Raw genomic sequence first — 14,070 nt, 5'->3', positions numbered from 1 at the left:
CCCTCGCCGCGTGCGGAATCAGGTGAAGCCTCCGGCTACGCGTACGGAATTGGGTGCCTGCGTGTGCCGGGTCTGCACGGAGGACATCAGCGTGGAACGGAGCCACTCCAGATCTGCTGCCGGCAGGTCCCGCCGCAGGGTGTACATCGCCACCTGGGTGAGGGGAACGTCGAACGGCAGCCGGAAGGAGCGGACCTCATGGCGCCGGATGAGGCGGCTGGCGACGCCGGTGGGTGCGTAGGAGACCAGCTCACTGCCCTCGAGCAGGTCCGGCAGCGAGCTGAAGGTCGGGATGACCACCGAGACCCGCCGGTTGATGCCAAGTTCACGCACCCGCACATCCAGGGCGGTGTGGCCGGTGGAGGTTGCCACTGCCACATGTTCTTCATCCTCATAGGCACCCAGGGCGGGCTCCTCGGAAATGCGCGGATGGTCCGCGGCGCACAGCCCGACATATTCCTGGTTGAAGAGCAGGTCCCTGCGGATATCCGATTCGTCCAGCCGGGTGGTGCAGATGGCGGCATCTGCAGCCCCGGTCCGCAGGTCATGCAGGACCGTGGACAGGTTCAGTGATTCCACCTCAAGCGTCACCCCTGGCGCCTGGCTGCGGACGGAACGGAGGATGGAGGGCAGCAGTCCGCTCACGCCGACGTCGGTCATCCGCAGCCGGAAGCGGCGGCTCGAGACGGCCGGGGAGAATTCCCCCGGGGTCTCCATGATGTCGTCCAGTGACTCCAGCAGGTGGCGCAGCTTGGGGTAAAGCTCATGCGCCAGGCGGGTGGGTTCAAGCCGGTGGCCCTTGCGCTGGAAAAGGGTGTCCCCGAAGTGTGCGCGCAGCTTCCGCAGCGTGTAACTGACGGAGGGCTGGCTAATGAAAAGCCGTTCGGAGGCATGAGTGACGCTGCCGGTTTCGTACACGAGGACAAAAACGCGGAGCATCCCGAGATCGTAGGAAGACATTCCCCGACTATAAAGACCCTCTATGTCTGCATCAAGTATTCATTGTTTGAATTTATGCAGGGCTCTCCTAGGGTGATATGCAACACATTTACTGATTCCAAAGGCAACCACATGACTACAAACCGCGAAGCGACATATGAATTGTTGCGGCGGCAGGGAATGACCAAGGTCTTCGGCAACCCGGGATCAAACGAGTTGCAGTTCCTCAAGGACTTTCCCGAAGACTTCCATTACATCCTGGGCCTCCACGAGGGTGCCGTGATGGCCATGGCCGACGGATATGCCCAGGCCTCCGGCGAAATCCCGCTGGTGAGCCTCCACTCCGCCGCCGGCACGGGCACGTCCATGGGCGTGCTGGCCAATACCGTCCAGTCCAAGTCCCCGGTGGTGGTGCTCTCCGGGCAGCAGCTGCGGGACATGGTGGGCCAGGAAATCATGGTGAGCAGCACCAACGCCGCCCAGCTTCCCCAGCCTCTGACGAAGTTCAGCGCCGAACCCCTCTCCGCGAACGACGTCGTCCGCACCATGGCGCACGCCATCCACCTTGCCGGCATGCACCCCAAGGGACCGGCCCACATCTCGGTCCCGCATGATGACTGGGACCGGCCGGTGGATGAGAACACCCAACTCACCATTGGCCGCACGGTGCAGGATGCCATGTCCCTGGCTCCGGCCCAGCTGGAAGAGCTGGCGGCGCTGCTGGACTCGGCCGCCTCCCCGGTGCTGGTGCTGGGACCGGAAGTGGATGCCACCCACGCCAACGACTCCGCGGTGGTCCTGTCCGAGCAGCTGGGCGCTCCGGTCTGGATAGCCCCCTCGCCGGCCCGCTGCCCGTTCCCCACCGACCATCCGCACTTTGCCGGGCTGCTGCCCGCCAACGTCCGCGACATCTCCGGACTGCTGTCGAAGCACGACCTGGTGCTGGTGGTCGGGGCACCCGTGTTCCGGTACCACCATGACAAGCCGGGAGCCTACCTGGGGGAAGGCACCCGGCTCATCCACCTGTCCCAGGATCCGGACGAGCTGGCCCGGGCACCGTTCGGTGACGCCTACCTGGCTCCGGTCGCAGACACACTCTCCGCCCTGGCCGCACGGGTACAGAAGCGCACGGACACCGCGGTTCCGGCCCGGACCATCCCCGCACCGCGCACCGACCGGCCGGATCGCATGCACCCGGATACGGTGTTCCGGGCCATCCAGGACCTGGGCCCGGAGGACCTGATCCACGTGGTCGAATCCACCTCCACCGCCGAGTCCTTCTGGTCCCATGTGAAGCTGCGCTCGCAGGGCTCCTTCTACTCCGCAGCCGCCGGCGGCCTTGGCTTCGGCCTGCCCGCCGCCGTCGGCATCCAGCTGGCCCAGCCTGAACGGCGGGTGGTCGCTGAAATCGGTGACGGATCGGCGAACTTCGGCATTACGGGCCTGTGGTCCGCGGCCCGTCACCAACTGCCGGTGGTCTTTGTGATCTTCCGGAATGAAACCTACGGCGCCCTGGTCAACTTCGGCCGGCGCCTGGACACCCTGGGAACCCCTTCCTTTGAGCTTCCCGGAATCGACTTCGTGGCTATTGCAAAGGGCTATGGGGTGCGGGCGGAGTCCGCAACCACCGAGGCCGAGCTTCGCGACGCACTGGCCCGGGCGTTCAGCGCCCACGAGCCGGTCCTGATTGAAGCATTCACCTACTTCGAATAGGCGGAACAATGAAGATTACTATCGAGAACCTCCAGCTGCGGTACGGCAAGTTCACCGCAATCGACAACATGAATGTGGAAATCGGCGACCGCGAATCAGTGGTGCTGCTGGGCAAATCCGGCTGTGGAAAAACCAGCACCATGCGCTGCATCGCCGGGCTCGAACAGCCCACCGCCGGCCGCATCACCATCGGAGACACGGTGGTCTTCGATGCCGAGGCCGGGATCAACCTTCCGCCCAACAAGCGCAACGTCGGCATGGTGTTCCAGTCCTACGCCGTCTGGCCGCACATGACCGTCTTCGAGAACGTGGCCTATTCCCTCAAGATCCAGGGGGTCGGCAAGAGCGAGATCAAGCAGCGCGTACACGAAGTCCTGGAACTGGTGGGCCTGGAGGACTTCGCTTCCCGGGGCGCCAGCCTGCTTTCCGGCGGCCAGATGCAGCGCGTTGCCCTGGCCCGCAGCCTGGTTATGCGCCCGGACGTGCTGCTCCTGGATGAACCGCTGTCCAACCTGGATGCACGGCTGCGGGACCGGCTGCGGATTGAACTGCGCGAGATCCAGCTGCAGCTGGGCCTGACCACCGTCTACGTCACCCATGACCAGCAGGAAGCCTTTGCCCTGGCGGACCGGATTGCGCTGATGAAGGACGGCATCATTGTCCAGATGGAGGATCCCACCTCCATGTACCTGGAGCCGGCCAGCGCATCCATTGCGCACTTCCTCGGCGTCTCCAACGTCCATCCCGTGGTTCCGGCCCCGGGCGGCGCGTGGAGCTTCCCCGGTTCGGACCTTCTCCTGGCCCCGGCCTCCCCGGTCCGGGAGACCGGCGAGGATCTGCGGGCCTGTTTCCGCAGCGAGGACCTGAGGCTTTCCCGCGCCGGCGCGGCCGGAGCCAACAGCTGGCGCGGCGTCGTCAAGGTGTCCAGCTTCCAGGGAAGCAGCATCCGCTATGCCGTTGCGCTCGGCGACGGGCACATGGAACTCGATGTCCTGGCGCCGCTCAGCGCCGCGGAGCGTTTCCAGCCCGGGCAGGATGTCTGGGTCACCATTGATCCCGCTGCAGTGCAGATCCTCCCGGAGAATCCCGCACCGCAGACGCTGCAGCCGGCGGTGGCCGCATGACGTCCACACTGCGCCCGGTCGAACCCGAAGCCATCCCGACCCTCACCGGCACCCAAAACCCGCTAAACCGGCCGCATCACAAACGGTCCCGCGGCGGGCGGGGCCTGGTTCGGCTGAAGAACCTCCGCCGCGAGATCCCCAGCGGGATCCTGGGCGTGCTGTTGTTCTTCCTGATTATCCTGCCCATCATCTTCATTGTCATTGCGGCGTTCTCCACCGCGGTGCCGCGGCCCGGAAACGCCGAAGTGGGCTCCTTCACCTGGGCCAACTTCGGAATCCTGGGCACGCCCGAGGGCATCCAAAGCATCATCAACTCGCTGATCATCGGTGCGGGAGCGGGTGTGCTCTCACTGCTGATCGGGGCGCTGCTGGCCTTCATCGCGGCCCGGACCGATGCGCCCTGGAAGCGGTTCATCTACATCACCGGAATTGCCCCGATGTTCCTGCCGGCACTGGTCGGCGCCCTGGCCTGGTCCATCCTCGCCAGCCCCAACGCCGGGCACCTGAACCTCTTCCTGGAGGCCATCGGCATCGGTGGGACGCTGAACATCTACTCCTACGGCGGCATCATCTTCGTCCTGGGCCTGTACTACGCCCCGTACGCCTTTATGCTCACCTACAGCTCCTTCTCCATGATGAACGCGGACCTGGAAGAGGCGGCATCGGTGCACGGCGCCAGCCTGGGCCGGCTGTTCCGCACGGTCACCCTGCCGCTGTCCATTCCCGCCCTGGCGGGAGCAGCCATCCTCTGCTTCACCCTGGCCATGGAGAACTTCCCGGTCAACGCCATCCTGGGCAACCCCGCCGGCATTGAAACCCTGCCCACCTACATCTACCGGCTGATGGCCGGGGACGCCCGTCCCAATGCGGCCGCCGGCATCGCGATCGCCCTCACGGTGGCCGTGGTGGCCGTCACCTGGCTGCAGCAGCGGGTGGTGAACCGGAAGCGGTTCACCACGCTCACCGGCAAGGGCAACCGGCCGCGCACCATTCCGCTGCGCTGGCTGCGGTGGGTCGCCACCGGCTTCGCCGCGGTCTACTTCGCCCTGGCCGTGGTCCTGCCCGTTGGCGCACTGGTGTTCACAGCGATGGGGGAGAAGACCTACATCAGCCGCTTCGGGGATCTGTTCGGCGGATTCTCCGCCCACCGGCTGATCCAGGCCGTCGGCCAGGCGGACTTCCAGCAGTCCACCTGGAACTCCATCCTCATGGCTCTTGCCGCCGCGGTGGCGGGCACCCTGATTGCCTTTATGGCCTCCTATGTCCGGTTCCGGACCACGTCCAAGGCCGGCCAGCTGCTGGAACAGGTGTCCATGCTTCCACTGGCCATCCCGCAGGTGGTCCTGGGCATGGGCATCCTCTGGGGCTGGCTGACCCTGCCGCTGCCCGTCTTCGGCACGCTGCTGCTGCTGGTCATCGCCACCGTGGCGGTCAACATGCCGCAGGGATACCGCAGCATTTCCTCCTCGATGCTGCAGATGGACGGGGACCTGGAACACAGTGCGGTCATGCTGGGGGCCGGGCGCCTCCGGGCCGTCCGGGACATCACCATCCCGCTGATGCGCACCGGCATGGTCTCCACCCTGCTGCTGCTGCTCATGCTGGGCCTGCGGGAGATGAGCGCCATCCTGTTCGTCTACACCTCGGACACCCGGGTGCTCTCCATCCTGGTGTTCCACAGCTTCGAGAACGGCAGCATCAGCTACTCGGCCGCCATCAGCCTGGTGTTCGTGCTCCTGATCGCCATTGTTGCCATTGCCACCCAGGTGATCGGCATCCGGGAAAAGAAGTTCAAGGAACCCGGGCACTGAGTTTTCTACCGGGCAGTGCGCAGGCGCTGCCCGCCACCCCCCCCACAACAATGAAAGGCACACCCATGAAGAAGCGAATTGGCAGCGTCGCCTCGCTTGCCGCCCTCATGCTGGCCCTCTCCGCCTGCTCCGGTGCATCGGCCAACTCCGTGGTCACCGACGAAGCCGAGGTGGACACCAGCAACGGCAGCCTGGTCATCGACGGGGAACAGATTGCTGACAAGGAGACCTACGAGACGGCCAAGGAGCAGACCCTCACGGTCTACACCGGCTACCAGGAAGCCAACCAGCATGTCCTCAACGAGGCGTTCACCGAAGACACCGGCATCAAGGTGGAGTACGTCCGCGACGTAACCAACAAGCTCTCCGAACGGGTCCTGTCCGAGGCCGGTGCCGGCCAGCTCGGCGCCGACGTGCTGATCACCTCCGACTACAAGGTCGCCAACGCCTTTGACGAGGCCGGAATCTGGGACTCCTACGTCCCGGACGCCGTGGCGGACCTGCCAGAGCTCCAGCACAATGACGGCAAGTTCGTCACCTTCGCCAATGTTCCCGTCACCTTCGCCTACAACACCAACAACGTTGCCGAAGAGGATGCCCCCACCTCATGGAAGGATCTACTGGATCCGGCCAACGAGGGCAAGATCGGCATTGTCCAGGGCACCGCGGGCGGGTCCTCCATTGCCCTGAACCGTTTCATCCAGGAAAAAGTCGACCCGGACTACTGGACCAAGATGGCTGCGCTCAAGCCCACCGTCTATGACAGCGGCGGACAGCGTCAGGAGGCCCTGGCCCGTGGTGAACTCAACGTTGCCACCGCCGGAACCGCTGCCGTGAACGTGGCCATCACGGAGGACGGCGCCCCCATCCAGTACGTGGTGCCGGAAGAGGGGATTGTGCTCTTCAGCTTCTTCGCGGGCAAGGCTGCGGATACCAAGAACCCGGAGGCGGCGGAGCTGTACCTGAACTACGCCCTCTCCGAGCGGGGCCAGTCCGTGGTCCGGCAGGTGGGGGACTACTCGGCGCGTGCCGATGTGGATCCGCCCGTGGCCGCCGGCCGTGAACTGCCCGCCCTGGATTCCGAGCAGGTCTGGCTGATGCCGGCCCAGGATGAGCTGAAGTACGCCACCGAAGACGCCGCCCTCTGGCGGAGCGCTTTCGGCCGCTGATCTGCCGCGCAGCCCGTCAGGGCATCGAACGGCCGGCGTTCGGATCAGCACCGAACGCCACGCAGAGCCCGGCACGGACCCCGTGCCGGGCTCGCTTTTGTCCGGGCCCGTTATTGAACGGGGCCGACCGACTTCCTAATGGGGGAAACATGGCTGCCACCGGCCCGAATGTCCAGGGACATCCCTTCGCCGCCCTCCGCCACCGCGGGTTCGCCCTGTTCTGGACAGGTGCCCTGCTCTCGAATACCGGCACCTGGCTGGGAAACCTGACTGTTCCGTACGTGCTGTACCAGAGCACCGGCAGCGCCTTCTGGGTGGGGCTCGCCGCGGCCGCCCAGTTCGGCCCGGCCGTCATCCTCTCTCCGCTGGGCGGACTGCTGGCTGACTCGCTGGACCGCCGCCGGCTCCTGCTGTGGACCCAGATGTGCATGGGCGGGGTGGCGGTGGCAATGTGGCTGCAGTGGTCCTCCGGCCTGCACTCACCCGCACTGCTGATCGCCCTGCTCACCCTCTCCGGAGTGTTCAACGGGCTGAACAACCCCGCCTGGCAGTCACTGGTCAATGACCTGGTGCCCCGGGGCGATGTGCTCTCCGCCGTCACCCTGAACTCCCTGCAGTTCAACCTGGCCCGCGCCGTCGGACCCGCCCTGGCTGGTGTCCTGCTGGCCTCACTGGGCGCCACCTGGGCGTTCTTCTTCAATGCCGCCTCGTTCGCCGTAGTGGTGGTGAGCCTGCTTTTTGTGCGCGCCTACCGGACCATGGATCCGCCGGCACACCGGGAGGGCTTTGTGGCGCAGTGGCGCCAGGCCGGCGCCTACCTGGCGTCCAGCCGTCCGCTGATGCTGGCCGTGGCCCTGTGCTGCGTGGTGGGCATGCTCAGCAACCCCGTCTTCAGCATGACCGTGGTGTTCGCCGAAACGGTCTACCGTACGGACACCATCGGACTCGGGCTGCTGACGGCGGCCCTGGGCACCGGGTCGGTGCTCTACGCCCTGGCCGGGCTGCTGCCCCGCCGCCGGCCGGTTTCCTTCGCCCGCCGCACGCAAGTCGGCATCACCGTCCTGGGAATCGGCCACATCGCCCTCGGGGTGGTCTCCGGGCTGGGCGGGGGAATCTTTGCGGCGGTCCTGATCGGCGCGGCGTTCCTGGCCGCCATGTCCACCTTCAACTCCGTCATCCAGTTGCTGGCACCGGATCTGCTGCGCGGACGCATCCTGGCTGCCCGGCACATGGTGTTCTCCACCTCGGTGGCCGCCGGTGCGCTCCTGGCGGGCCTGCTCACGGATGCCCTGGGCGTCCAGACCACCTTCCTGCTCCTGGGCGGCGCGCTGCTGCTGGCCGCGCTGATCCTGGTCTGCATCCCGCGGGCCGCAGCCCTGCTGGATCGCGCCGGAGCCAGTGCCAGCGCCGGCACCGCGAACGCCTCCCCAAAAGACACCGAACCGGAAACTCCCGGCGCTAATTCCACCCGGTGATACATCCGGTACCGCCCCGGCTCCGGCTTCGTTTCACTGGAGTCCAACACGACATAAGGAGTAACCATGGCAGATTTCATTGAGTCATCGGCATTCGGCCTCACTGAGGACCAGCTCGTCATCCGCAAGGCCATTGATGATCTGTGTGCCCCCTTCGACAACGAGTACTGGCGCAAGCACGACGCCGAGCACACCTACCCGGAAGAGTTCGTTGACGCACTCTACGAAGCCGGCTGGATGAGCATGCTGATCCCGGAGGAATACGGCGGCGGCGGCGCCGATATCCGCGACGCGGCCGTGGTGCTGGAACAGATTGAGCGCAACGGCGGCCACGCCGGGGCAGCCCGCGCCGGCATGTACACCATGGGCGCCATCCTGCGGCACGGCTCCGAGGAGCAGAAGGCGGAGTGGCTGCCGAAGATCGCCTCCGGTGAGCTGCGGCTGCAGTCCTTCGGCGTCACCGAGCCCGACGCCGGGTCCGACACCACCCGCATCAAGACCTTCGCCGTGCGTGAGGGCGATGAATACGTAGTCAACGGCAACAAGATCTTCATTTCCCGCGTCCAGCACTCGGACCTGCTGCTGCTGCTGACCCGCACGGCCAAGCGCGAGGACGGGGCCAAGCCCACGGACGGTTTCACCGTGCTGCTGGTGGACCTGAAGACGGCCCTGGCCAACGGACAGATCGAAGCCACGCCCATCAAGACCATGGTCAACCATGAGACCAACGAGCTGGCCATCCGCAACCTCCGGGTGCCGGTGGCCAACCGCATCGGCGAAGAGGGCAAGGGCTTCCGCGTCATCCTCTCCGGCATGAACTCCGAGCGGGTGATCGTCACCAGCGAATACATCGGCGCCGGGTTCTACCTGCTGGACCGTGCCGTGCAGTACGCCAACGAGCGCGAGGTGTTTGGCCGCAAGATCGGCCAGAACCAGGCGATTCAGGTGCCCCTGGCCCGGGCCTACGCCCAGCTGCAGGCCGCCTCGCTGATGCGCTGGCGTGCCGCCGAAATGTACGCTGCCGGGGAAAACCCGCGCTTCGAAGTCAACGGAGCCAAGCTGCTGGCCTCGGAGGCGCTGTGGGCTGCCGCCGACGCCGCCTTCGACACGTTCGGCGGATACGCCGCCGCGGAGGAATACGGCATTGAGCGCAAGTGGCGCGAAGCGCGGCTGCCGCGTACCGCGCCCATCAGCAACAACCTGGTGCTGGCCGGTATTGCCCACGGCACCCTCGGCCTGCCGAAGTCGTTCTGACGCCTTGGCCGGGAACACAGCGGAAATGGGTGCCACGGAGGTCCTCGCCACCTATGCCGTAACAGGCAGCAGCGCGGCGGCGGACCACCGGGACGAGGTTGCCCGGGCACTGATCGACACGGTGGCCGTGGCGCTGGGCAGCGCCGGGTCCGCCGGGGAGACGATCCTGCGCGACTGGGCCCGGACCCAGTCTCCGTCCGGACCTGCCACGGTGTGGACCTCGGGGGAGCGGACTTCGGCGTCCAACGCGGCGCTGGTCAACGGAACAGCGGCACACCTGCTGGATTTCGATGACATCTCCCCGTCCATGCCGCTGCACCCCAGCGCCGTGCTGATGCCGGCACTGGTGGCCGCCGCCGAGGCCTGGGGCGGCGAAGCCGCCGCGCCGGTGAACTTTACCGCCGCGTACGACGTCGGCGCCGCCGCGTTCCGCGCGCTGGCGGACCTGCTGCCGCAGCACGTCCACTACGCCCGCGGCTGGCACAGCACCTCCACGGTCGGCCGGCTCGCCGCCGTCGCCGCCCTGGCCCGGCTGAGCGGCCTGGATGTGGAGACCACCCGGCACGCGCTGGGCCTGGTCTCCTCGCTGGCCGCCGGCTCGCGGCCGAACTTCGGCTCCATGACCAAACCGCTGCACGCCGGTGCAGCCGCCCGCGATGCGGTGATGGCGGTGGAACTGGCCCGGGCCGGGTTTACCGCCAACCCGGAGGAGCTGGAAGCGCCCAACGGGTTCCTGGAACGCTACGGCGATCCGCAGCTGGCACCGGTGGGATCGGCAGCCCAGACCCTGGACGAGCGCCTGGAATATTGGACGGACGCGTGGGTCCAGGACTGGGGGCTCAAACGCTACGCCAGCTGCTACGGAACCCACCGCGGCATCGACGCCGTCCTGGAACTGCGCCGGCAGCATCCCCGGGACCTGCCGGTGTCTCTCAAGGCGACGCTGCACCGCCGCGGAACCCGTCCGCTGCGCCGGACCGCCCCTACATCGGGCACCGAAGCGAAATTCAGTCTCGAATACGTGCTGGCCGTGGCCTACCTGCGCGGGCGGGTCACGCTGGAGGACTTCACCGAAGAAGCCTTCGCGGACGGGCAGGTCCGGGATTTGATGGGCCGGGTCCAGGTGGGGGAGAGCGATCAACCGCCGGTGGGGCCGGCGGAGTATGCCACCGGGTTCACCGTGGTGGAGGCCTCCTTCGCGGACGGGTCCACCCGGGCGGCCCGCGTGGAAATCACGCACGGACAGTATGCCGATCCGCTGACGGATGCCGAGCTGCGCGAGAAAAGCGTGGAGTGCATCCGGGCCGGCGGCTATTCCGCCGAGCTGGCGGACCAGATCATCGAGGCGGTCTCGGATGCACCGGGCCCCGCCTTCACACGAGTTATTTCCGGGAGGAATCCATGAGCAACGGCAGGCCCACCGTCGTGATCCAGGAAGAAGGCATGCGCGAAGGCATGCAGATCGAAAGCCGCGACATCCCCGTCGACGGCAAGATCCGCTTGCTGGACGCACTGTCCCGGACCGGACTGAAAAAAATCATCGTTGGCTCGTTCGTGAGCCCGAAATGGACACCCCAAATGGCCGACGTCGAGGCCGTCATTGACGGCTTCACCCCGGCCGACGGCGTGGAATACACGGCGATCGTGCTGAACCGGAAGGGCGCCGAGCGCCGGGCGGCATATGCCTCCAAGCTCACCCTGCCGGACCCCACGCTGGGCCGCATCAAGGTCCACCTCTGCGACGTGTTTGTCCGGCGCAACACCAACCGCAGCCAGCAGGATGAACTGGACGCGCTGGAAAGCTCCGTGGCCTCCGCCCGCGAGTCCGGCATCACCCACGCGGAGATCTCCATCAACGCCGCCTGGGGCTCGAACTGGCTGGGCGAATTCACCGAGGACGAGCGGATGCGGCTGCTGCAGCTGCAGTATGACGCCTGGACCGCCGCCGGCATCCCAGTGACTCGCATCCAGATCGGCGACCCGATGAGCTGGAACACCCCGGCCGCCGTGCGGTCCATGATGCGCCGCGTGGTCCACACCTGGCCCGAGGTCCGCAACTACCACCTGCACCTGCACGACGCGCGGGGGATGGCGATGCTCTCCGCCTACGTGGCGATGGAGGAACTGGATGAGCGGCACACCCTGCTCATTGACACCGCCATCGGCGGCATGGGCGGCTGCCCCTACTGCGGCAACGGCCGCGCCACCCGGATGATCCCCACCGAGGACTTTGTGCACCTGCTCGAATCCGAAGGAATCGAGACGGGCATCGACCTGCCGCTGCTGATCGAGGCCGGGAAGATCGCCGAGGAGGTGGTGGGCCATCCGCTGTGGTCAAAGGTGACCGCGGCCGGCCCCCGCCCCACCGGTGAGGACGTGTACCCGATGGACATGCCCTTCATTGAAACCTTCGAGGAAGCCCAGCATTTCCGGCTGGGACCCTCCGTCTACCAGGGGGCGCTCTCACCCTGGCGCGAGCCGGTGCAGTCCCCGGCCCGGAAGAACTACGACGCGCGGCTCGCCGCAGGAAAGGAACCGGCGCTATGAGTACCCAGGGATCCCTGGCCGGAATCCGGATCATCGAAATCGGGACCAGCGTGGCCGTTCCCTACGGCTGCCAGATCCTGGCCGATTTCGGAGCCGAGGTCATCAAGGTGGAACGCCTGGGCGGCGGCGACGACGCCCGCACCTGGGCACCGCTCAGCGGCGGCATCTCCATCACGTTCCTGTCCCTGAACCGGAACAAGAAATCCGTGGTCCTGAACTACAAGGACGAGCGCGGCGCGGAACTGCTCGAGGAGCTGCTCGGTTCCGCCGACGTCCTGGTGCAGAACCTGCGCCCGGGCGCCCTGGCCGCGGCCGGATTCTCCTGGGAACGGATCCGGGAGATCAACCCGAAGCTGGTCTATGTGGAAATGACCGGCTACGGACGCACCGGGCCGCGCAGCCAGCAGCCGGCCTATGACGCCATGCTGCAGGCCTACGCCGGCGTGGTGGCCATGACCGGCTCCGACGACGGCCCGCCGGCGCGGGTGCCGCTGTCCATGATGGACATGGGCACCGGCATGTGGCTGGCGCTGGGCGTCTTTGACGCGCTCCGCCGCCGCGAGCAGACCGGTGAAGGCACCCACGTGGAGGTCTCGCTGCTGCAGACCGCCCTGGCCTGGGTCAACACCCCGCTGATGAGCGTCGCCGCCGGCGGTGCCGTCCCCGAACGGCTCGGCTCCGGGTTCCGCGGCAACGTCCCCAACGGCGCCTTTCCGGCATCTGACGGCTACGTGTTCCTCTCCGTGGGCAACAACGAGAGCTTCTACCGCCTGCTGGACGCCATTGAAGCCCCGTACCTGCGGGACGAACCGGGGTTTGAAGACAACCTGGCCCGGGTGAAGAACCGGCACACGGTCAATGAACGGCTCGGCGAAGCCACGGCCAAGTTCACCATGGATGACCTGCTGCAGCGCCTGGAGAAGGCCAAGGTTCCGCACTCCGCGGTAAACACCCTGGACCGGGTCCTGGCCGACCCCCAGGTGGAGGCCCTCGGCCAGCTCGAAGACGTAAGCCACCCGGTCCTGGGAGACGTGACCGTGGTGAACACCCCGGTCACCTTCAACGGGGAGTACCTGGCCCAGCGCCGGACCCCGCCCGAACTCGGTTCGGATACCGCCGACGTCCTCACCGCCCTCGGCCTCACCGGCGAGCAGATTGACGGACTGCTGGCCGCCGGCGTCATCGAGACCGGCACCGCAACAGACAGCACCACCACAGAAGGAGCAGACGCATGAGCGACGGCCTGATCAGCGGCAGCGCCGAGGAAGTCCGCTACGAAGTACGGGACTCGGTAGCGTGGATCACCATCAACCGGCCCGAACGGCGCAACGCCATCAGCCGGCACACCGTCCAGCTCCTGGTGAAGGCCTTTGTGGAGGCCGAGGAGGATCCGGATGTCTGGGCCGTGGTCATCACCGGCACCGGCGACAAAGCGTTCTGCGCCGGCGGCGACATGAAGGAAATGGACAGCGTGGCCCGCGCCGGGCGGCAGGTACACACCCCCATGACCGGTGAGTACCGTGCGCTGCTGGAAGTGATGCTGGAGACCTACAAACCCGTGATCGCCGCCATCAACGGGCACGCCCTGGCCGGGGGCTGCGAAATAGCCCTGGCCTGCGATATCCGGATCGCCGTGGAGGGCGCCACCGTGGGCCTCACCGAGGCCAAGCGCGGCATGGGCGCCAACTTCGGTTCCGTGGTGCTGCCCCGGCTGATCCCGCGCGCCCTGGCCATGGACATGCTCTACACCGCCCGGATGGTACCGGTGGAGGAAGCCCTGCAGATGGGCCTGGTCAACAAGGTGGTGCCGCGCGAGGAGTTCGAGACCGCGGTGAAGGACTACGTGGCCGGCATTGTGGCCAACTCCCCGGTATCCCTGCGCCGTTACAAGGAAATGGCCACCAAGAGCTGGGGCCTGCCCGTCAGCTCGGCGCTGCGCCTGAACGTGGGTCCGAATCCCTATACCAGCGAGGACCGTGCCGAGGGGGTCCGCGCGTTCCTGGAGAAGCGCGCCCCGCAGTGGAAGAACAGGTAGGAA

The 14,070-nt window shown here is 66.7% G+C and carries 11 protein-coding genes; 10 read left to right on the top strand and 1 reads right to left on the bottom strand.

The features are described 5' to 3' along the window. Positions 1-18: 18 nt before the first annotated feature. Positions 19-960, bottom strand: a complete 942-nt coding sequence (locus AC5RVB_RS03215) for a LysR family transcriptional regulator (RefSeq protein WP_290245606.1) — start codon at positions 958-960, stop codon at positions 19-21. A gap of 111 nt (positions 961-1,071) precedes the next feature. On the opposite strand from AC5RVB_RS03215, the gene mdlC reads away from it, so the two are divergent. The 10 genes from mdlC (at position 1,072) to AC5RVB_RS03165 (ending at position 14,067) form a co-directional block, all read left to right on the top strand. Beyond that, positions 1,072-2,652: a benzoylformate decarboxylase gene (gene mdlC, locus AC5RVB_RS03210; RefSeq protein WP_290245605.1), complete on the top strand. Its 1,581-nt coding sequence runs from the start codon at positions 1,072-1,074 to the stop codon at positions 2,650-2,652. 8 nt (positions 2,653-2,660) lie between these two features. Then, positions 2,661-3,776, top strand: coding sequence for an ABC transporter ATP-binding protein (locus AC5RVB_RS03205; RefSeq protein ID WP_290245604.1), 1,116 nt, complete (start codon positions 2,661-2,663; stop codon positions 3,774-3,776). Continuing rightward, positions 3,773-5,587: an ABC transporter permease gene (locus AC5RVB_RS03200; protein ID WP_290245603.1), complete on the top strand. Its 1,815-nt coding sequence runs from the start codon at positions 3,773-3,775 to the stop codon at positions 5,585-5,587. Before AC5RVB_RS03205 ends, AC5RVB_RS03200 begins: the two co-directional genes overlap by 4 nt. Positions 5,588-5,652: 65 nt before the next feature. Beyond that, positions 5,653-6,756: an ABC transporter substrate-binding protein gene (locus AC5RVB_RS03195; RefSeq protein ID WP_290245602.1), complete on the top strand. Its 1,104-nt coding sequence runs from the start codon at positions 5,653-5,655 to the stop codon at positions 6,754-6,756. A 149-nt stretch (positions 6,757-6,905) separates the two neighbouring features. After that, positions 6,906-8,231 carry an MFS transporter gene (locus AC5RVB_RS03190; protein ID WP_494141945.1) on the top strand — a complete coding sequence of 442 codons (1,326 nt, stop codon included), beginning with the start codon at positions 6,906-6,908 and terminating at the stop codon, positions 8,229-8,231. Between the two features lie 66 nt (positions 8,232-8,297). Further along, positions 8,298-9,485, top strand: a complete 1,188-nt coding sequence (locus tag AC5RVB_RS03185; protein WP_290245600.1) for an acyl-CoA dehydrogenase family protein — start codon at positions 8,298-8,300, stop codon at positions 9,483-9,485. A 25-nt stretch (positions 9,486-9,510) separates the two neighbouring features. Continuing rightward, positions 9,511-10,890 (top strand): MmgE/PrpD family protein, encoded by a 1,380-nt coding sequence (locus AC5RVB_RS03180; RefSeq protein WP_494141944.1) that lies wholly within the window; start codon positions 9,511-9,513, stop codon positions 10,888-10,890. After that, positions 10,887-12,032 carry a hydroxymethylglutaryl-CoA lyase-like TIM-barrel protein gene (locus tag AC5RVB_RS03175; RefSeq protein WP_494141943.1) on the top strand — a complete coding sequence of 382 codons (1,146 nt, stop codon included), beginning with the start codon at positions 10,887-10,889 and terminating at the stop codon, positions 12,030-12,032. Before AC5RVB_RS03180 ends, AC5RVB_RS03175 begins: the two co-directional genes overlap by 4 nt. Next, positions 12,029-13,267 carry a CaiB/BaiF CoA transferase family protein gene (locus tag AC5RVB_RS03170; protein WP_494141942.1) on the top strand — a complete coding sequence of 413 codons (1,239 nt, stop codon included), beginning with the start codon at positions 12,029-12,031 and terminating at the stop codon, positions 13,265-13,267. The genes AC5RVB_RS03175 and AC5RVB_RS03170 overlap by 4 nt, the downstream gene beginning before the upstream one ends. Further along, complete coding sequence (locus tag AC5RVB_RS03165) at positions 13,264-14,067, top strand: enoyl-CoA hydratase/isomerase family protein (RefSeq protein WP_290245596.1); 804 nt, start codon at positions 13,264-13,266, stop codon at positions 14,065-14,067. Before AC5RVB_RS03170 ends, AC5RVB_RS03165 begins: the two co-directional genes overlap by 4 nt. The last annotated feature ends 3 nt before the right edge of the window (positions 14,068-14,070 follow it).

It is taken from the genome of Arthrobacter sp. Y3225209 (genome assembly GCF_059090685.1).
Note: the sequence above shows the minus strand (reverse complement) of the source record. Positions and strands in the feature narration are given on the sequence as shown.